Here is a 19072-nt window from a genome sequence, read left to right as displayed (position 1 = left end):
TCAGGCGCCGTCAACCGCCCCGCCCACAACGCCCCCGTGCTGGTGATCGGGCTGGGCCGTTTTGGCGCCTCCACCGCAGAGCAGCTGGTCAAGCAGGGCCGGGAGGTCCTGGCCATTGAACGCGACCGCACCCTCGTCCAGAAGTGGGCGAGCGTCCTGACGCATGTCGTGGAAGCCGACGCCACGAACATCGACGCCCTCCGCCAGCTCGGCGCCCAGGAGTTCAGTTCCGCCGTCGTGGGCGTGGGCACTTCCATCGAATCCTCGGTGCTGATCACCGTGAACCTCGTGGACCTCGGGATCGAACACCTCTGGGTCAAGGCCATTACGCCCTCGCACGGCAAGATCCTGACCCGGATCGGCGCCAACCACGTCATCTACCCGGAGGCCGATGCCGGCGTCCGCGCCGCGCACCTGGTCTCCGGGCGCATGCTGGACTTCATCGAGTTTGACGACGACTTCGCGATCGTCAAGATGTACCCGCCGCGGGAGACCGTGGGCTTCACCCTCGATGAGTCCAAGGTCCGTTCCAAGTATGGCGTCACGATTGTGGGCGTGAAGTCCCCGGGCGAGGACTTCACCTACGCGCGGCCGGAAACCAAGGTTTCCTCGCGGGACATGCTCATTGTTTCGGGCCACGTGGACCTGCTCGAACGATTCGCCGCCCGCCCCTAGGCCACAACCGGCGCACACCGGTGCCTGGAATCACGCCTGTAGCGCCCGGGGCCACGGCCGGTGGCCCCGGTGTCCGCTTGGAAGCGGGTGGCCGACCGGGCAGGTTCAGGCCAGCTGCCGGGTGATTTCTGCCGCGCGCGCTGCGGCCGCGCGGGCGCCGTCGGCGATGATGCCCGGCAGTCCCCGCTCGTCAAACATGGCAATGGCCCGTTCGGTGGTGCCGTTCGGGCTGGTGACCGCCTTGCGCAGGCTGGAGGGATCCGCGCCGGGCTCGGCCAGCATGAAGCCCGCCCCGGCGACCGTCTCGCGGGCCAGCAACAGGGACAGCTCCGGATCCAGGCCCAGTTGCGCGCCGGCCTCCGCCATGGCCTCCGCCAGGTAGAAAGCGTAGGCCGGGCCCGAGCCGCTGATCGCGGAGAGGGCGTCCACCTGGTCCTCGGGAATCTCCACCACCGTGCCGACGGCTGCGAGGATGTCCTTGGCATGCTGGAGCTGCCCGGCGGAGCAGTTGGTCCCGGGAGAGACGGAGACGACGCCGCGGCCCAGCTTCGCCGGCGTGTTCGGCATGGTGCGGATGACCGGCTGGCCGGCCGGCAGCGCCGCCTCCAGTTGCGCCAGCGACACCGCGGCCGCGACGCTGATGACGATCGTGTTCGGTGACAGGGACTCACTGATTTCCCGGGCCAGATCGGCGATACCCACGGGCTTGACGCCAAGGATCACGACGCCGGAGCCGGTGGCCGCCTGCTTGTTGTTGTCGGGTTCTTCTTCGCCCGCGATGGCCGTGATCCCGTGGTGGCGCTGCGCCAACTCGGCCGCACGCTCGGCCCGGCGGACAGTAGCGACGATATCGGCCGGGTCCACGCCGCCGTCGATCAGCCCGCCGAGGATTGCCTCGTTCATTGACCCACAGCCCAGGAATGCGATTCGGTTGCTCATGTCCCCATCATTGCAGTCGGACATGATTCCCAGCCAGCTCACACGTTCACCGCAGTCAGCGCACAACTTGGGCCCCTAACGTAGGAGCTACCTCATTGAGGGTGCGAGTGATGCAGCAGGCATGCGGATGCCAGCGCGGCACCGGTGGTTTGCAGCGGATTTTTCCCATTTTTCCCGCAGCGGACCGCCGGTGCCTTTGCTTTTTAAGGACCCAGCGGCGGGCGGGCACAGGTACGCCAAGGGACGCCGTCGAATTGCCAGCAAACGCACAGGGAAATTTCGCCGGACGCCCAAGATCGGCCTCTACCTTGGAAAGTGCCTCAACAGGTGCGAGTGATGATAGTCGGCTCCCCGGAGCCGTCGGTGCGCCGGGCGATTGACAGCAGAGTTCCCCCAAGTCCTGCTCCAATCGCCCGGCGCTACTCCTTTTAACCGGCATTAACCGGCCCGCACCAGGGCGCGGGCGGGCCGGTGCCTAACCGGCCCCGCCGAACGCCGGGCTGCCGAGCTTGTCCTCCAGGAACCGGCGCTCCGCGGCGCTTCCTGCCAGCGCCAGGGCCCGCCTGTAACCCTGGGCGGCCTCCGGATAGCGGCGCAGGCGCATCAGGAAGTCCGCGCGGACGGCGTGGAAGAGATAATAGTTCTCCAGCGGCAGTTCCTCCACCGCGGCCAGCGCCGCACCCGGCCCGCGCAGTTCGGCAAGGGCGACCGCGCGGTTCAGTGCCACGACGGGTCCGGGCGCGACGGCCAGGAGCTGGTCATACAACTGCAGGATCTGCGTCCAGCCCGTGTCCGCGGCGGCCGGGGCGTCGCTGTGGACGGCGTTGATCGCCGCCTGGAGCTGATACGGGCCGGGACGGTTCCGGCGCAGGCACCGGCGCACCAGCTCCTTGCCTTCGGCGGCCAGGGCGCTGTCCCAGCGCCCCCGGTCCTGGGCCGCAAGCAGCACGAGTCCGCCGTCGGGGGCAAACCGGGCGGCGCGGCGGGACTCAATGAGCAGCATCAGGGCCAGCAGACCTGCCGCTTCCGGCTCGTCCGGCATCAAGGAGGCCAGCAACCTGCCCAGCCGGATGGCTTCCGTGCAGAGCTCCGCACGGGCCGGGCTGTCCGCGGGGCCCGCGGTGTAGCCCTCATTGAAGATCAGGTAGAGGACCGCCAGCACCGATTGCAGCCGCTCGGGCAGTTCGGCGCCCTGCGGGACACGGTACGGGATCTTGGCATCGCGGATCTTCGCCTTCGCCCGGACCAGCCGCTGTGCCATGGTCGCCTCCGGCACCAGGAAGGCCCGGGCGATCTCCGCCGTCGTCAATCCGCCCAGCAACCGCAGGGTGAGCGCCACCTGGGCGGACCTGGCCAGGGCGGGGTGGCAGCAGGTAAAAATCAGCCGCAAAGTGTCGTCGTCCACGTCCTCGACTCCTGACTGTTCCGCCAGGAACTGCTCTTCAGCGGCCGGCGCGGGTCCGGTCCCGGACCCCGCCGCCAGCCAGGCCGCCTGCGCATGTTTGTCCTCGCGGGACGTCTCCCTCCGGAGCCGGTCGATCGCCCGGCGCCGCGCCGTCGTAATGATCCAGCCGGCCGGGCTGGGCGGGATGCCCGCCGACGGCCAGTGGTGGACGGCCGCAGTAAAAGCATCCTGGACGGCGTCCTCGGCAATATCGATGCTCCCGAACGTCCGCGTCAGGACGGCTACGGCGCGGCCGTATTCGAGCCGGAACACGCGGGCAATGTCCGCCTCGGTCGCGCCGTCATGTGCACCATGGTCGCCCACAGCAGCCCCGCCCGCCCGGCTAGTGCTGGAAGGGACGGACTTCAACGGGAAGAGTGGTGGCGCCGGCCAGCTTCCGCGCCCAGCCGAGGGCCGCGTCCAGGTCTTCGGCCTCGATCACGGTGAATCCGCCGAGGTGCTCTTTGCCTTCGGTGAACGGCCCGTCGGTCACGAGAATCTCGCCGCCGTTGGGCCGGAGGACCGTGGCGGACCCCGCGGGGTGGAGTCCCGCGGCGAACACCCAGGCCCCCGCCGCCTGCATTTCATGGTTCAGGGCCGCCAAGTCACGCATGATCGGTTCGAGGAACTCAGGGTCCGGGGCGGGGCCGTCAGGCTGGTAAATGCTGAGCAGGTACTGCGTCATTTCGGGTGCCTCCTTGGCGAATCAGCCGGCGGTGTGCCGGCCTCTCAGCAATTACACGATCGGGGACGCTCCGGATCGACACAGTCGCAGGCCGGGCCGTCTCAGGAGGCTTTTTCCGGCGACTGGAGCCGCGCCGGCGGTTGCTCCGCCACATGCGGCGCGGGATCGACGGGCCCCTCAAACACCAACTGGTCCAGGCGGCGGAGGATGAGTCCCTCACGCAGGGCCCACGGGCACGTCACCAGGCTGTCGAACTCAAACATTTCCAGTGCCGCTTCCGCCACCAAGGCGCCGGCGAGGACCTGCGGCGCGCGGGCCTCGGAGACGCCGGGCAGGTGCAGTCTGTCCCCCACCTCCATGGCCGAGATCCGTTGCGCCCAGAGCCCCAGGTCCAGGGCCAGCAGCTCCCGCTTGACGTAGGGCCCGGCGGCGCTGGGGGCGGCGCCGGCGATCCTGGCGAGGGACCGGAACGTCTTGGACGTGCCCGCCACGAGATTGGGTCGGCCCAGCTTCTCGAATTTGCGCACCGCGGGTTTGAGCGTGGATCGGATGTAGCGGCGCAGCTCCTTGATGCTCTTGGCCGAGGGCGGATCCTCGGGCAGCCAGTCGCGCGTCAGCCGGCTGGCGCCGAGCGGAACGGACATCGCCAGCTCGGGCAGCTCATCCTGTCCGAGGGCCATCTCGAAGGAGCCACCGCCAATGTCCAGGTTCAAGATGGGCCCGGCGCCCCAGCCGTACCAGCGCCGGACGGCGAAGAACGTCATGGACGCCTCTTCGCTGCCGGAGAGCTCCCGGAGGGTGACGGTGGTTTCATGCTTGACCCGGGCCAGGACGGCAGCGCCGTTGGTGGCCTCGCGGATGGCCGAGGTGCAGAACGCGAGGAGGTCGTCGGCCTTGTGCTTGGCCGCGAATTCCCACGCTTCAAGGACGAACTCGACGAGTTCATGCTGCCCGGCGTCGTTGATGTTGCCGTCGTCGTCGAGGAACTGCACGAGCGAGAGCCGCCGCTTGTGCGAGGCGTAGGGGACCGGACGGGCGCCGGGATGGGCGTCGACCAGCAGGAGATGGACAGTGTTGGACCCGATGTCGAGGACGCCTAGACGCATGGTGCCATTATTCCCCCCACGGAGCGGCTGGCCTAGCTGCGACGGCAGTATTCGCGAAGAATGGCGCTCTTCGCGAATAGTACCGACGCGGCGGGCTTAGGCCGGGTCGCCGTCCTGCGCCGGCCGGTCCGCTGCCCCGGCAGTGGGCTGGGCGGCAGCGCCGTCAGTGGGCTGGGCGGCAGCGCCGTCAGTGGGCTGGGCGGCAGCGCCGTCGGCGGGCTCATCCGTGGGCTTGAAGTCACGGCGGATGTTGGCCACGCCCTCCGGGTCGATTTCAAAGCCATAGGCTGCCCCGGGGTTGATCACCATGCCGAGCTCGGCGCCGAGGTTGCCGATGATCGCAGCGCCCTGCGTGCCCAGCACGTTCGGGGCGGCGGCGAGATACTGCTCAGTGACGCGGCTCGGGTGCGAGAAAACGGCCAGGACGGGCTTGCCGGAGGAGTTCGCGAGGACCAGCGGCTCGACCTGCGAGTCGGGGCCTTCCAGGGCGTCGGAGCTGACCACGTAGACCTCGTTGTTGAGGAAGGCGAGAATCACGTCCACCGGGTTGGCGTCCGGCTGCTCCCCCCGGGCAAGCTGCTCCTCGAGTTCGTTCAGCGGCTGGTTGTCCAGGTGTGCGGGCTGTTCAGTCATATTCCTACTCGATCACGTCCACGGCCGGTCCGCAAACGCGAAATCGCCGGAAACCAGCGAATTCGCCGGCAATTTCCGGCGAAACCGCGCGTTTCCGGCGAATTCGGTGGGCTGTCCTACTTCTTGACGGAGGCCTTCCGGGCGGGTGCCTTGCGGGCCGTCGTCGTGCGCTTGACCGGTCCCTTGGCCCGCTTCTCGGCAAGGAGTTCGACGGCCTGTTCCCGGGTCAGCTCCTCGACCGCGGTGCTGCGCGGCACGGTGATGTTGGTGATGCCGTCGGTGATGTACGGGCCGAACCGGCCCTCCTTCACCACAATGTTCTTTTCCGAGACCGGGTCCGGTCCGAACTCGGCCAGAGGCGGGACCGCGGCCCGGGCGCCGCGCTGCTTGGGCTGCGAGTAGATCTCCAGCGCCGCCTCGAGCGTGATGGTGAAGATCTCCTCTTCGGAGCCGATCGAGCGGGAGTCCGTACCCTTCTTCAGGTACGGGCCGAACCGGCCGTTCTGCACCGTGATCGGGTTGCCGTCCGCGTCCTGGCCGAGCACCCGGGGCAGGCTCATGAGCTGCAGGGCCTCGTCCAGCGTGATGGTGTCCACGCTCATGGACGCGAACAGCGATCCGGTGCGGGGCTTGGCCTTGACGGGTTTCTTCGCCGGCTTGGGCTTGCCGTTCTTGTAGTACTCAACGGGCTGGTTGGCCAGCTGTTCCTCGGTCATCTCCGGGATGACCTCGGTGACGTAGGCGCCGTAGCGGCCGTTCTTGGCCACGATGGTGTGCCCGGTGTGCGGGTCCGCGCCGAGGACGCGCTCCTCCGGGGCAGCGGTCTCCATGAGTTCAACGGCTTTGGCGGCCGTGAGCTCATCCGGGGCCAGGTCCTCCGGGACGTTGGCGCGGGCCGCTTCAACCACTTCGCCGGTCCCGGGATCCACGGTGGCGGTGGAGCTTTCCAGGTACGGGCCGAACTTGCCGACCCGGAGTGTAATCGCGTCCGTGATGGGGATGGAGTTGATCTCGCGGGCATCGATCTCGCCGAGGTTGTTCACGATGCTCAGCAGGCCGGGCTCGGAGTCTTCACCGAAGTAGAAGTGCTTGAGCCAGGCCGGTCCTGCCGCCTGGCCGTTGGCGATCTTGTCCAGGTCGGCTTCCATGTCGGCGGTGAACTCGTAGTCCACGTAGTCGTGGAAATGCTGTTCGAGGAGCCGGATCACGGAGAACGCGATCCAGCTCGGGACCAGCGCGGAGCCCTGTTTCCGGACGTAGCCGCGGTCCTGGATGGTGGAGATGGTGGAGGCATAGGTCGACGGGCGGCCGATGCCCTTCTTTTCCAGCTCCGCGGTCAGCGAGGCTTCGGTGTACCGCGGCGGCGGCGAGGTCTCGTGCCCGACGGCGACGATGTCGGTGGCCGTGAGCGCGTCGTCCTTGGCCACGTTGGGCAGCCGGCGGGCTTCCTCGGACTCGTCGTCGCCGCGGCTTTCGTCCTTGCCTTCTTCATAGGCGGCGAGGAATCCGGGGAAGGTGATGACAGTGCCCGAAGCCGAGAATTCGGCGTCGCGCTGGTCGGCCGGGTCACCAACAGTGACGGCGCCGAGGCGGATCGTGGCGGTGGAGCCCTTGGCGTCAGCCATCTGCGAGGCTACCGTGCGCTTCCAGATGAGCTCGTAGAGCCGGAATTCGTCGCCGGAGAGCTGCTTGGCCACCTGGGCCGGCGTGCGGAAGGAGTCACCGGCGGGGCGGATGGCCTCGTGGGCTTCCTGCGCGTTCGCTGCCTTGCCGCTGTAGACCCGCGGCGACTGCGGCACGTACTCGGGACCGTACAGCTCGGAGGCCTGGCGCCGGGCGGCCGTGACGGCCTCGTTGCTCAGCGCGGACGAGTCCGTACGCATATAGGTGATGTAGCCGTTTTCGTAGAGGCGCTGGGCCACCTGCATCGTGCTCTTCGAGGAGAAGCGCAGCTTGCGGCCGGCCTCCTGCTGCAGGGTGGAGGTGGTGAACGGCGCTGCCGGGCGGCGGGTGTACGGCTTGGTGTCGACGGAGCGGACCCGGAATTCGGCGTCCTGCAGCCCCGCTGCGAGCGAGGCAGCGAGTTCCTCGTTGAGGTGGACGGCGTTGCGCGAGGTCAGCTCGCCGTTGTCGTTGAAGTCCCGCCCGCTGGCCACCTTGGCGCCGTCGACGGCGGCGAGTTTGGCTTTGAAGGAGCCGGAATCGGCGCCGAATTGGCCGGTGAGGTCCCAGTAGGAGGCGGCTTTGAAGGCCATCCGCTCGCGTTCGCGGTCCACCACCATGCGGGTGACGACGGACTGCACGCGGCCGGCGGAGAGGCCGCGGGCCACCTTGCGCCAGAGCACGGGGGAGATCTCATAGCCGTAGAGCCGGTCCAGGACGCGCCGGGTTTCCTGTGCGTCCACCAGGTCCTGGTCGACATCGCGCAGGTTGTCCATGGCGCGGTGGATGGCTTCCTTGGTGATTTCGCCAAAGGTCATCCGGTAAACCGGAACCTTGGGCTTGAGCACTTCGAGCAGGTGCCACGCGATGGCCTCGCCTTCGCGGTCCCCATCGGTTGCGAGATAGAGAGCGTCGGCGTCTTTGAGCTGGGCCTTGAGCTCGGCGACCTTTTTCTTCTTGTCCGAGGACACCACGTAGTAAGGCTTGAAGTCGTTGTCGATGTCGACGGCGAACTTGCCCAGCGGGGTCTTCTTCAGTTCCGCGGGGAGCTCCGAGGGCTGCGGAAGGTCGCGGATGTGACCGATGGAGGCCTCCACAATGAAGCCTTCGCCGAGGTACTTGGCGATGGTTTTGCTCTTGGCGGGAGACTCCACGATCACGAGTTTCTTGCCGGTTTTGGCCTTGCTTGGCACGGTGCTCCTACAGAAAAAGGTGGCTCGGGCAGATGCGCCCATACCCGCCTAGTTCACCATATTTTGCAGAATCCCGCGCATCCGGCCGGAAATGACGGCCCGGCGGAGGTGGGTTCCGGCCGCGATCAGACCGTGTGTCCGGCTGCCATCGAGGGCGCGCGGGAGGCAACATCCGGCCGTGCCGGGGGTGGCTTTAAGACGGCGCCTCGGGTGGTTTTCAGGCCTCGCCGGCGGCCGGCCCGGCCCTTGCCCGTTGCTGGCTCGACCTGTGGCCGGCTCAGTCCTTGCCCGGGGCCGGCTTGGCGGCCGCCGGTCCGCGGTCATCCGGAATCATGGACCACATCGTGGCCATGCGTTCGGCGCCCTCGGGCACGTGGTCCGGATCCTCGAGTTCGTAATCCCGCAGGAGGTCAAAGACCCGCCGGTTCAGTTCGGCCCGCTGCTCCGGCGTCAGGTACAGGAGGTTGCTGGCCAGCACTACCGAGGACGGGCCGTCGGCGGTGTCGCCGTTCTCGCGCCGGGCGTTGCGGGCCTTGGCGTAGGCAAGGACCCGGCGGCGGTAGGCGTCGAGCTCGAGATCCAGGACGGCGAGTTCCGGGCTGGCCACTCCCCCTAGCGAGTGGATGGTGAAATCGGTGCCGGCGGCCTTCCAGCGCCGCTCCCGGGCGTCCCCGGCCGTCTCTGCGGGAACCACGATGCCCCACTTCTGCAGGGCCCGCAGGTGGTAGCTCATGGCACTGGGAGTCAGGCCGGTCTGCGCGGCAAGCTCGGTGGCCGTCCGGCTCACCTGGGTGGAATACAGTTCGGAAATGACCTCCAGCCGGGCGGCGTGGGCGAGGGCACGGATCGCCTTCGGGTCAGTGATTTCCACTTGCTTCTCCGGGCGATGCCGGCGCTTGGTGGCCGGCGGAGCCGTGGACTCCGCCGTCGGGGTTTCTGCGTTCACTCCTCCAGTGTATCCAGCCTCTCCAAACTATGAAAGAAATGCTTGACATCCATTCCGGGATCGGACTACTTTCCTATTTATGAAACAAACACTTCATAATGCGTCCACTTCCGCAGCACCGGCGCAGCCGCTGTGGCGCAACCGCGACTTCCTGATCGCCGGCACCGCCCGGTTCGTGGCGACGGCGGGGATGGGCGCCGTCGTCGTCAGCGTCATGCTGCACCTGCAAAACGCGGCCGCCGCCGGCGAAACGCCCGTCGCCGGGCCCTGGCTGGTGGCCGCGTACCTGCTGTGCTCGGCGCTGCCGCTGGTGCTGCTGGCCCCGTGGGCCGGCCGGCTCGCCGATACCATGGACTCCCGCACGCTGGCGACGGCGAGTTCCGCGGTCAGCGCCGCCGCCGTCGCCGGCATGGGGCTGGGCATGCAGTACCTGGAGAACTATCTGCCCGTGCTGTTTGCCATGACGTTCCTGCTCGACGCGGCCCAGGCGGTGGCCGGACCCACCTGGCAGGCCCTGCTGCCGCGGATCGTCGGCGAGGACCGCACCCCGCGGGCCATGGGCACCATGCAGGCGACCATCATGATTGCGGGCATGGCCGGTCCCGCCGCGGGCGGCCTGCTCAGCGGCTGGGGCGGCACCGGACTGGTCTTCGCCGTGGCCAGCGGCTGCTACGTCGCCATGGGGCTGGGCGCCCTGCTGATCCGGACCCGCCGCGGCACGGCGGCCGAACGGGCCGGCCAGGCGAAGCCGGCGCTGCTCGACGGACTGCGCCTGATCCGCCGGGACAGCCTGGTCTGGGCCCTGGTCCTCGGGGCGATGTTCTTCATCATTGTCGGCGAGGCCAGCAACGTGCTGGAGGTGTTCCTGGCCCGCGGCGAACTTGGCGCCACCGAGACGCAGTACGGGCTGCTGGCCGCAGCCTTCGGCCTCGGCATGGCGGCCGGTGCGGCGATGGCCGGCAGCATCAAGACACCGGTGGTCCGGCTGCGCGTGCTGCTGGCGTCCATGACCGGAGCCTCGGCGTTCCTGGTCCTCACGGGGCTGGTCCCGAACGTGGAACTGCTCTTTGTGGCCTACACGGCGACGGGCACGGCCTGCGGCGTCCTGAACGCCTGTTTCGGAGCCATCGCGATCCTGCGGATTCCGGAAAGCGGGCGCGGCCAGGCGCTGGCGATCGTGGGCGGCATGACACGCGCCGTCTCCATCGGCGCGCTGGCACTGGGCGGCTTCCTCGGCGCCGTGGTCCCGGTGCGTTTCAGCTTCGTGCTCACCGGGGCGGTGGGCGCCCTGGTGGCCCTGGCCCTCACGGCGTACGTCCTGCCGCGGTTCGGGCGGGAGGGCAGCGGAGTCAGCCTGGCGGCTGAGGCGGCGAGCGCCGTTTCAGGCGGGCAGCAGGAAGCCGTCGCGGACCAGGTTCCCCACTTCCTCGAGGAGGCCGGTGCGGAACTCGGCACTGTCAAATCCCTCATAGCCGCCCAGCAGCGCCTCCAGGGCGCCGATGATCTGCCCGACGGACAGGTCGCCGTCGCACGCTGAGACGAATCCGGCCAGCTCGGTACTGAGCAGGTTGGTGCGGCGCAGCCCGGCACCCTGCCGCAGCAGGATAACCCCGGGGTGCTCCGCCCCCGGGCGCTGGTGCCGCTCTTCGGTGACGTCCTCCGCGACCAGCAGGTGGGCGGCGCCCAGGTCGTGGGCGGCCAGCCAGTCGGCACGCTCGACGGCGGCGCCCAGGTGTGGCCCCACCGGCTGTTCGATCGGGTAGGTGATCTCCTCGAAGCGGGAAAGCACCCGCCCGGCGCCGTCGGCGGGCCTCCGCAGCCAGATCATGCCAAAGCCGATTCCCGCCACCTTGCGCGAGGCGAAGTCGTCGAGGTAGGCCGCGTACGACTCCTGGTACAGCCGGCGGTCGCGGTTTTCCGAGGCGTCCTGCAGCCAGGTCTCGGCATACTGCTCCGGGCCCACCTGCTCGCGCTGGATGAACCAGACATCGGCGGCCGGGCTGACCCAGCTCTGCGGCCGGTCGGCCCAGCCGGCACCGGCCGTGATCTCCCAGTTGCCCAAGAGCTGGGCCGTTCCGCCCGGGGCAAGGACAGAGGGCAGCGCGCGGACCAGCGACGACACGATCTCATCCCCCGGCAGGCCGCCGTCGCGATAGGTGAACTGGTCCGTGGCGGTCTCGCCGAGGCTGCGGGGCGTGATGACGAACGGCGGGTTGGACACCACCAGCTCGAACTCCTCCCCCGCGACCGGCTCCAGCAGGGACCCGAGCCTGAGGCTGACGCGGGAGTCGAGGTCGGCCGGGTCCAGGTGCAGCTCGTCGGCGTTGAGCAGAAGGTTGAACCGGGCGAAAGCCAGTGCGCGTGCGGAAATGTCCGTGGCGGTCACGTGCTCGGCATGGTGCAGCAGGTGAAAGGTCTGGATGCCGCAGCCGGTGCCGAGATCGAGGGCCCTGGCAACGTGGCGGCGGGCGGTGACCTGGACCAGGGTGGTGGAGGCCTGCCCGATCCCCAGGACGTGGTCATGGCGGAGGACCCCTGCGCGCTGGTGGGCCGAGAGGTCGCTGGCCACCCAGAGGTCCGCCCCGCCCTCACCGACCCCGTCCTCGCCCACGGTCGGGTCCCAGCCGTAGGGCCTCAGGTCCACCTTGGCCTGGATCAGGTCCTGGTCCGACGGCCCCACGAGCCCGAGTTCCAGCAGCCCCGCCGTGCGGACGCCTGGGAGCGCGGCGTCGAGGGTCTGCGCGCGCTGCGGCTCCGAGAGGAGCCAGAGACGCACGACGCCGGCGAGCGCCGCCGTCGCCGGCTCACCGAGGGAGCGCCCCGTGACGATCAGTGCAGGGATGAGCTGGTCCCGGCCGAGGGCGGAGTGCGCGGCCTCGCCGAGCAGCTCCGCAACCCCGTCCACGGTATAGCCAACGCCACGTAGGTCCGCCGCCAGGGCCTCGAGCAGGCCGGGAAGGTCGCTCCGCGGAGCGTCCGGAGTGTTGCCTGCTGTGAACGGGGCTGAGGGCGCCCGGTCTGAACGGTCCTGGGTAGAACGGTCCTGGGTAGAACGGTCCTGGGTTGAACGGTCCTGGGTTGAACGGTCCTGGGTTGAATGGGCCTGAGTTGAATGGGACGGTGCGGCGGGGCCCTGCGCTGAGGAAGTCACCGGACAAGTTTAGTCCCGGGGTTTAGTCCGGTGGTTTGGCCTTGGCTTGTCCCCGGCGGTTGGGCGGTCGTTGGCCCCAGACGGTGCGGCCGCGGCTTGGCCCGGGGTGGTCCCGGGCCGTGCAGGTCCGGCTAGAGCTCGGTCTCCGCGTAGATTTTCAGGGCGTCCCGGACGAAGGCCGCGCCGTCGGCACCGCCGTAGTTCGCGGCGAAACGGGGGTCGGCCACATACATCTCCCCGAGTCCCGTCACGTACCCCCTGATGTCCGGAGCTCCGGCGTTGTTGCCGGCCGCGGGGCCGCCCGCGGCAGCTGACGCCGCCGGGGTGCCGGGGATACCCCGGAGCCATTCGACGTGGCGCCGGGCCAGGTTCTGCGCCTCCGCGCTGGCTGCCGGAACCCCCGACTCCGCAGCGGCCGCCCAGTCGGCGCCGAGCTGCCGGGACTGCTCCGTCCAGGCAGCCTTCTCCTCCGCCCCCATGCCGCGCCACCAAGTGTCGGACTTCGCGTAGGCATCCTTTCCCCACCGCTGCTGGACTTCCTCCTGGTACTTGGTGTGGTCGAAACCGTCGAACATTTCTTCCGCCATGATCTTTCCTCCCGTTTGCAATGCCTCAATGGTGTGCCGGACCGAAGCAATCTGCCGGCCCAGCCTGTCCTCTTCCTGCAGCAGCAACGCCAGGTGCCGGCCCAGTGCATGCTCCGCGTCCGCCTCGTCGCTGAGCACCTCCGCGATCGCCGGCAGCCCGAGCCCCAGATCGCGCAGGAGCAGGATCCGCTGCAGACGGACCAGCGACTCTTGGCCGTAGTACCGGTAGCCGTTGCTGCCGGTGCGACTTGGCCTGAGCAGGCCAATGTCGTCGTAGTGTCGCAACGTCCGGCCGGTGGTGCCGGCCAGTTTCGCGATCTGCTGGACTGACCAGTCCATGCGTCCGCCTTCCTGTTTCCCTCGGGCCTGTTCCCTCGGGCGGACCGTTCCCTCTGCCTTCGGGGTGTGCCGCTCCCCCCGGTCGGCCGCTGCCCCCGTCCTTCGACTCTAAACTTTGACGCAACGTCAAAGTCAAGGGTCCGCGGGCGAGGGCGCTGGGGAAGGCCCATGCGGCCGGACAGGAGCCTGCGAGACGGTAAGTTTGAGGCATGATTTTCCCTTCCTCCCACACCCCGACCGCCCGGCTGGTCCGGCGGGCGCTCACAGGTGCGGCCGCCGCCGCCGTCGTCGTACTGGCCGCAACGGCCTGTTCCCCGGCCGGTTCGATTGAGAGCGCCGACGTCCCGGCGTGGAAGGCAACCGCCCTGCCCTCGGCCCCCGGAACGGTGCTGGAGGATGCCGGTAAGATCCTGAACCGGGATCCGATAGTCCGGACCGCGTCCGGCGTGCCCGCGGGCAACTACACGCTGACCATGACTTGCGAAGGCGGCGGCAAGGCGTTCTTCGCCGTCAGCCTGGACGGCAGCCAACTGGCCGAAGCGGGAGCCGCCTGCAACGGCAGCCGCGAAACCGCCCGCATTAAAGTGCCTGTGGCCGGCGAGGTCAAGCTCAGCACGTCCAGTGTGGATGCCCCGCTCCTCTACGCCTACCACCTGGCAGCGTCGGAGTAAGACCCGCCGACATCCGGATCACCGGGGTCCGGCCCGGCACCCTCTGACGGGCCCGCCCGAACCGGTCCTTTCGCCTCTGGCGCTTGATCCCGGGCAACCCTAATCTCAGGCTATGCCAACTGTGCCGGCGAGCAGGGCGCCGCGACAGCGCACCCCGGCCCCCGCCGTGGTGCTCTCAGTTGCGGTATTTATTGGGACGATCCTGTCCGGCTGCCAGTATGAATACAGCGCCGACCACTGGGACGATGAATCGACTTCCGCTGCCGCTGCGCCGACCACTGACGCCGCCCTGCCCCGGGACCCCCACCTCACTGAGCCGGTGTCCGGCAACGAGCTGGACGCCTGGGTCCACGAGGCACTGCCCGACGCCGCGGGGCAGGTTTTCCATACTGGATTTGGGACGCTGGCGGCCGACGAGGAGCGGGAAGAGACCACAACCGTGCTGCCCAAGGGTACCTACGCCCTGACTCTGGCTTGCCGGAGCGCTCGCCGGGTCTCCTTTTCCATCGAGAACGGTGACAGCGAGCTCGTGGACCTGAATCTGCGGTGCGGGACGTCCAGGGTGAATGTGGTGCAGCTGGCCGCAAATGCTGTGCTGTCGATCAAAGTGGATGCGAACGGGCCGGCGAACTACGCATACCGGGTGAGCCGAATCTGAGGGTTCCGGCCGCCCAAGAAGTCCCGAGCGTGTCTTAGGCGGCGCAGCCGTCGGGGCAGCGCAGGGTTTCGGGGCTCGCGGCGCACCCGGTGCAGTAGAGCGTGAGAGTCCGGCAGCTGGGATTCGAGCAGTTTTCGAACTTGCTGGTGGGCGCCGCGCAGCGGACGCACTCGCCAATGGTCTTGGCATCCCCGCTGAACTCCAGGTGCATGCGCTTGTCGAACACGTACAGGGAGCCCTCCCACAGGCCCTGGTCCTTGAAGGCCTCGCCATAGCGGACAATGCCGCCGTTGAGCTGGTAGACCTCCTTGAACCCGCGGTTCACCATCAGGCTCGAAAGCACCTCGCAGCGGATGCCTCCGGTGCAGTAGGTGACAACCGGTTTGTCCTTGAGGGCATCGTATTTGCCCGAGTCGAGTTCCTTGATGAAGTCATGGGTCGTGGCAACGTCGGGGACCACAGCGTCTTTGAACTTGCCGATCTGGGCCTCGAAGCCGTTGCGGCCGTCGAAGAACACGACCTCGTCGCCCTGCTGTTTTTTGGCTTCGATGAGTTCGTGGAGCTCCTCGGGTTTGAGGTGGGTTCCGCCGCCCACCACTCCGCCGGCGTCGACCTTAAGCTCGCCCGGGGCGCCGAAGGACACGATTTCGTCCCGCACCTTCACACTGAGCCGTGGGAAGTCTGCCGCGCCGCCGTCGGACCACTTCACGTCGATGTCGTGGAAACCCTTGTACTCCCGGGTGGCCTTGACGTACTGCTTTACCGCGTTTAATTCCCCGCCGACCGTGGCGTTGATGCCGTCCTTGGAGAGGATGATGCGGCCGGTTAGGCCGAGTTTTTCGCACAGGGCGCGCTGCCAGAGCCGGACGGCGTCCGGGTCAGTGAGGGGGGTAAAGCCGTAAAAGAGCACAATCCTGTTCAAAGCCACGTATTTAAGGGTACTTGCTGGGAAGGAGGGCCGGCCAACAGTCACAATTGGGTACGCAAGCGCCCTTCCCCGACCCGGCCACTGTTGCTCGTGGCACTGCTGGAATACGCTCATCACATGAGTCTTGACGCCATGGTTGAAGACACCACTCACCTGCTGGAAGTCTGGGTTGCCGGATGGGCAGGCTGTCGCGGATATGAGACACGCAGGGAGGGACGGTTCCCTGCGGCTTTTCGCGCGGACACCACCCACGAATGGGAATACTTCGCCTATGATCCCTCCGATGCAGAGTTCGCTGAGCTGGCGGCGAAGACGGCCGAAGTGCCGGCCAGAGTCCTCACGATTCTCACCAACGACGTTGCCAGGTATTCGGTCCTCGGACCGCGGCACGGCCTCCATGTCACCTCGGCTTCCCAGACCATGATGATTGTGGACATGGAGACCCAGGACTCGGAGGACCCGTGGCTTTCGGACGACGACCTCAAGCTGGAGACATCCCGGACGGACGGCGTCCACCACGCGGTGGTCCGCGCTCGCGATGAGGTCGCCGCGAGCGGACGCGTGTTTGTGGTGGGAAACACCGCCATCTTCGACAACATCGTGACGTCGCCGACCTACCAGCGGCGGGGGCTGGGCAGCTTCATCATGAAGGCCCTGGCCGCCCAGGCGTTCGAACACGACGTGGATTCCGGGTTGCTGCTCGCCTCGCTGGACGGGCAAAAACTGTATTCGCACCTTGGCTGGCGCATGGTCTCCCACGTACTGATGTTGTCGACGTCGGACGAAGGGGCGGACCTGTCCGTCGATTGAGGCGCCGCGCGCGGTGACCCCGCCCGGGAACGGGCGCCCGGCCAACCTGCCGACCTCTTGGCTGCCCCGCGCGACCCCCGTTTGGCCGTTCGCCGCGCTGGGGCCGCGGCCGCCTGTCGGGCGGGCGATTTGAGGCCGGATGAAAGAATGTGTGAGTGAACCCGCATGAGTCCCTGATTCCGTTGCTGGGCCGAGGCCCGGACCCGGAACAGCTGCGCCATGTGCGGACGATCCCGGCCCGCCAGGCCGTCAATGCGCCGTGGCCGGAGTGGTCCCACCCGGATCTTGTAGAAGCGTACGGTTCCCTGGGCATCCACGAGCCCTACCTCCACCAAATTCAGGCCGCCGAACTGGCTCACGCCGGAGAGCACGTGGTCATCGCCACCGGCACGGCGTCCGGGAAGTCCCTGGCGTATCAGCTGCCGGCCTTGGACGCGATCCACCGTTCCGAGCTCAGGGTCCTGTCCGATCCCGGGAAGATCCACGACGACGGCGCCGTGACCCTCTATCTGTCCCCCACGAAGGCACTGGCGGCCGACCAGCTGGCCGCCATCCGGGCCCTGAAGCTCCCCACCGTCCGGGCCGAAACCTACGACGGCGACACCGATCCCGCTTCCCGGCGCTGGATTCGCGACCACGCGAACTTCATCCTCGCCAACCCTGACATGCTGCACTTCGGCATCCTCCCGAACCATGCGTGGTGGGCCAGGTTCTTCCGGCGCCTCCGCTATGTGATCGTGGATGAGGCCCACAGCTACCGCGGGGTCTTCGGCTCCCATGTGGCAAACCTCATGCGCCGACTGCGCCGGATCTGCGCCTACTACAGCCCCGGCGGCTCGCATCCCGGACCTGTGTTCATCGCGGCCTCCGCCACGGCCTCTGATCCCGAGCAGTCCTTCGGCCGGCTGATCGGCGCACCGGTGCGCGCCGTATCCGAAGACAGCTCGCCTCATGGCTCCACCACCGTGGCGTTTTGGGAGCCGGCCCTGACGGAGCTCCGAGGCGAAAACGGTGCCAAGGAGCGCCGGACCGCCGTCGCAGAGACCGCCGACCTGCTGGCCAACCTGGTGTCCTCCCGCACCCGGACCATTGCGTTTATCAAGTCCAGGCGGGGGGCAGAGACGATTTCCTCCATCGCCAAGCGCCTCCTCGACGAGGTGGACCCCAGCCTGCCGCAGCGTGTGGCCGCCTACCGCTCGGGCTACCTGCCGGAGGAGCGGCGTGCTCTGGAAAAGGCGCTGCGCTCGGGCGAACTGCTGGGCGTCTCGAGCACGTCCGCGCTGGAGCTGGGCATCGACATTTCCGGTCTCGACGCCGTGCTGGTCGCAGGCTGGCCGGGCACCCGGGCGTCGTTGTTCCAACAGATCGGCCGGGCGGGCCGCGCCGGCCAGGACGCGATCGCGGCATTCGTGGCCAGCGATGACCCGCTGGACACGTACTTGGTGAACCACCCCGAGGCGATTTTCGACGTCTCGGTGGAGGCCACGGTGTTCGATCCCTCCAACCCGTATGTCCTGGGCCCGCACCTGTGCGCCGCCGCCGCGGAACTTCCCCTCGGGTTCGCCGAACTGGACCTCTTCGGAGCCACGTCGGAGAAGCTGCTGGACCGGCTGGTTCTGCAGGGCTACCTGCGCAAACGGCCGGCCGGATGGTTTTGGACCCATCCGCAGAGTGCCGCGGCCATGGTGAACCTCCGGGCCGACGGGGGAGGTCCGGTGAGCATCGTGGACGCCGAGACCGGCTCCCTGCTCGGCACCATGGATTCGCCCCAGACCCATTACCAGGCCCATACCGGCGCCATCTATGTCCACCAGGGCGACAGCTATGTGGTGGAGGACCTGAACGAGGACGATCACTGTGTGATGGTGCGCCGGGCGAACCCCGACTACTACACCACCGCCCGGGACGTGACCCAGATCGAGGTCCTCGAAACGGAACGCACCACCCAGTGGGGCGATGTGGCCGTGCATTTCGGCGACGTGAAAGTGACAACCCACGTGGTCTCCTTCCAGCGCAAGGCGCTGATTTCAAACGAGATCCTCGGCGAGGAACCCCTGGAGCTGGGCGCCAGGGACCTGTTTACCAAGGCTGTCTGGTTTGTCGTGGACAACCGCTCGCTGACCGGCGCCGGGCTGATCGAGGCGCAGTTCCCCGGAGCCCTGCACGCGGCCGAGCACGCGGCCATCGGCCTCCTGCCGCTCGTGGCTTCCAGCGACCGTTGGGACATCGGCGGAGTGTCCACGGCCATCCACGCCGACACCGGAGTGCCCACCATCTTTGTCTACGACGGCCACCCCGGCGGGGCCGGCTTCGCCGAACGCGGCTACGACAAGGCCAGGTTGTGGCTGACTGCCACCCGCGACGCGATCAAGGCCTGCGAATGCGAGTCCGGCTGCCCGTCCTGCGTCCAGTCACCGAAGTGCGGCAACAAGAACAACCCGCTCGACAAGGACGCTGCCGTCACACTGATCAACGTGCTGCTCAAAGACGCCAGCGAACTGATGCAGAGCGGCAACTCCGGCGCACCGGCGGCCGCGGCCGTGACAACGGGAGAGAAGCCCGCCCAGCCGCTCCGAGCCTGAACCGCGCCTCAGCATCATTTCGCCGGCGCACGGCCGTGGCACCTCGGAGCGGCCACCGCGGGA

14 protein-coding genes and 2 pseudogenes are annotated in these 19072 nt (G+C 68.2%); 6 read left to right on the top strand and 10 right to left on the bottom strand.

Annotated features, from left to right (window positions below; all coding sequences use genetic code 11):
* Positions 1-36: 36 nt before the first annotated feature.
* On the top strand, positions 37-675 hold the full coding sequence (locus AC1DEM_RS11405; RefSeq protein WP_026266712.1) for a potassium channel family protein: 639 nt from the start codon (positions 37-39) through the stop codon (positions 673-675).
* A 105-nt stretch (positions 676-780) separates the two neighbouring features.
* Here the strand turns inward: AC1DEM_RS11405 and proC are convergent, their stop codons facing one another.
* From proC to AC1DEM_RS11370, 7 genes and pseudogenes are all read right to left on the bottom strand, one after another.
* Positions 781-1614 carry a pyrroline-5-carboxylate reductase gene (proC, locus tag AC1DEM_RS11400; protein ID WP_476884469.1) on the bottom strand — a complete coding sequence of 278 codons (834 nt, stop codon included), beginning with the start codon at positions 1612-1614 and terminating at the stop codon, positions 781-783.
* Positions 1615-2089: 475 nt separating this feature from the next.
* Positions 2090-3331, bottom strand: a complete 1242-nt coding sequence (locus tag AC1DEM_RS11395) for an RNA polymerase sigma factor (protein ID WP_476884468.1) — start codon at positions 3329-3331, stop codon at positions 2090-2092.
* 70 nt (positions 3332-3401) lie between these two features.
* The gene (locus tag AC1DEM_RS11390) at positions 3402-3743 is read right to left on the bottom strand and encodes a YciI family protein (RefSeq protein ID WP_476884467.1); all 342 of its coding nucleotides are present in this window, start codon (positions 3741-3743) and stop codon (positions 3402-3404) included.
* A gap of 101 nt (positions 3744-3844) precedes the next feature.
* Positions 3845-4849, bottom strand: coding sequence for a Ppx/GppA phosphatase family protein (locus AC1DEM_RS11385; RefSeq protein ID WP_476884466.1), 1005 nt, complete (start codon positions 4847-4849; stop codon positions 3845-3847).
* Between the two features lie 219 nt (positions 4850-5068).
* Positions 5069-5482, bottom strand: a pseudogene (locus tag AC1DEM_RS11380) (SseB family protein); the annotation flags it as partial.
* 116 nt (positions 5483-5598) lie between these two features.
* Positions 5599-8337: a type I DNA topoisomerase gene (gene topA, locus AC1DEM_RS11375; protein ID WP_476884465.1), complete on the bottom strand. Its 2739-nt coding sequence runs from the start codon at positions 8335-8337 to the stop codon at positions 5599-5601.
* A gap of 277 nt (positions 8338-8614) precedes the next feature.
* Positions 8615-9283: an ArsR/SmtB family transcription factor gene (locus tag AC1DEM_RS11370; protein ID WP_476884464.1), complete on the bottom strand. Its 669-nt coding sequence runs from the start codon at positions 9281-9283 to the stop codon at positions 8615-8617.
* Between the two features lie 79 nt (positions 9284-9362).
* Between AC1DEM_RS11370 and AC1DEM_RS11365 the strand changes: the two are divergent.
* Positions 9363-10598 (top strand): annotated as a pseudogene (locus AC1DEM_RS11365) (MFS transporter); the annotation flags it as partial.
* Positions 10599-10664: 66 nt separating this feature from the next.
* Here the strand turns inward: AC1DEM_RS11365 and AC1DEM_RS11360 are convergent.
* On the bottom strand, positions 10665-12233 hold the full coding sequence (locus tag AC1DEM_RS11360; protein WP_476884561.1) for a DUF7059 domain-containing protein: 1569 nt from the start codon (positions 12231-12233) through the stop codon (positions 10665-10667).
* Positions 12234-12565: 332 nt separating this feature from the next.
* Positions 12566-13360 carry a MerR family transcriptional regulator gene (locus tag AC1DEM_RS11355; protein ID WP_476884463.1) on the bottom strand — a complete coding sequence of 265 codons (795 nt, stop codon included), beginning with the start codon at positions 13358-13360 and terminating at the stop codon, positions 12566-12568.
* A gap of 209 nt (positions 13361-13569) precedes the next feature.
* On the opposite strand from AC1DEM_RS11355, the gene AC1DEM_RS11350 reads away from it, so the two are divergent.
* Both AC1DEM_RS11350 and AC1DEM_RS11345 read left to right on the top strand, forming a co-directional pair.
* Entirely contained in the window at positions 13570-14031 is a 462-nt protein-coding gene (locus tag AC1DEM_RS11350; RefSeq protein WP_476884462.1) for a hypothetical protein, read from the top strand.
* Between the two features lie 112 nt (positions 14032-14143).
* Positions 14144-14689 carry a DUF6023 family protein gene (locus AC1DEM_RS11345; RefSeq protein ID WP_476884461.1) on the top strand — a complete coding sequence of 182 codons (546 nt, stop codon included), beginning with the start codon at positions 14144-14146 and terminating at the stop codon, positions 14687-14689.
* A 34-nt stretch (positions 14690-14723) separates the two neighbouring features.
* Here AC1DEM_RS11345 and trhO read toward each other — a convergent pair whose 3' ends face one another.
* On the bottom strand, positions 14724-15617 hold the full coding sequence (gene trhO, locus AC1DEM_RS11340) for an oxygen-dependent tRNA uridine(34) hydroxylase TrhO (RefSeq protein WP_476884460.1): 894 nt from the start codon (positions 15615-15617) through the stop codon (positions 14724-14726).
* Positions 15618-15734: 117 nt separating this feature from the next.
* Here trhO and AC1DEM_RS11335 point away from each other — a divergent pair, with 117 nt between their 5' ends.
* Both AC1DEM_RS11335 and AC1DEM_RS11330 read left to right on the top strand, forming a co-directional pair.
* Complete coding sequence (locus AC1DEM_RS11335) at positions 15735-16427, top strand: GNAT family N-acetyltransferase (protein WP_476884459.1); 693 nt, start codon at positions 15735-15737, stop codon at positions 16425-16427.
* 155 nt (positions 16428-16582) lie between these two features.
* Positions 16583-19009 carry a DEAD/DEAH box helicase gene (locus tag AC1DEM_RS11330; RefSeq protein WP_476884458.1) on the top strand — a complete coding sequence of 809 codons (2427 nt, stop codon included), beginning with the start codon at positions 16583-16585 and terminating at the stop codon, positions 19007-19009.
* Positions 19010-19072: the final 63 nt, after the last annotated feature.

The sequence above is a fragment of the Arthrobacter sp. 05T420 genome, assembly GCF_056396305.1.
This window is presented reverse-complemented; position numbering and strand designations above follow the sequence as displayed.

What these genes read in the sequence shown, in the direction of transcription:
- proC (WP_476884469.1), bottom strand. Translation starts at nt 1,614, where the DNA reads ATGAGCAACCGAATCGCATTCCTGGGCTGTGGGTCAATGAACGAGGCA.
- AC1DEM_RS11390 (WP_476884467.1), bottom strand. Translation starts at nt 3,743, where the DNA reads ATGACGCAGTACCTGCTCAGCATTTACCAGCCTGACGGCCCCGCCCCG.
- AC1DEM_RS11385 (WP_476884466.1), bottom strand. Translation starts at nt 4,849, where the DNA reads ATGCGTCTAGGCGTCCTCGACATCGGGTCCAACACTGTCCATCTCCTG.
- AC1DEM_RS11355 (WP_476884463.1), bottom strand. Translation starts at nt 13,360, where the DNA reads ATGGACTGGTCAGTCCAGCAGATCGCGAAACTGGCCGGCACCACCGGC.
- AC1DEM_RS11350 (WP_476884462.1), top strand. Translation starts at nt 13,570, where the DNA reads ATGATTTTCCCTTCCTCCCACACCCCGACCGCCCGGCTGGTCCGGCGG.
- AC1DEM_RS11345 (WP_476884461.1), top strand. Translation starts at nt 14,144, where the DNA reads ATGCCAACTGTGCCGGCGAGCAGGGCGCCGCGACAGCGCACCCCGGCC.
- AC1DEM_RS11335 (WP_476884459.1), top strand. Translation starts at nt 15,735, where the DNA reads ATGAGTCTTGACGCCATGGTTGAAGACACCACTCACCTGCTGGAAGTC.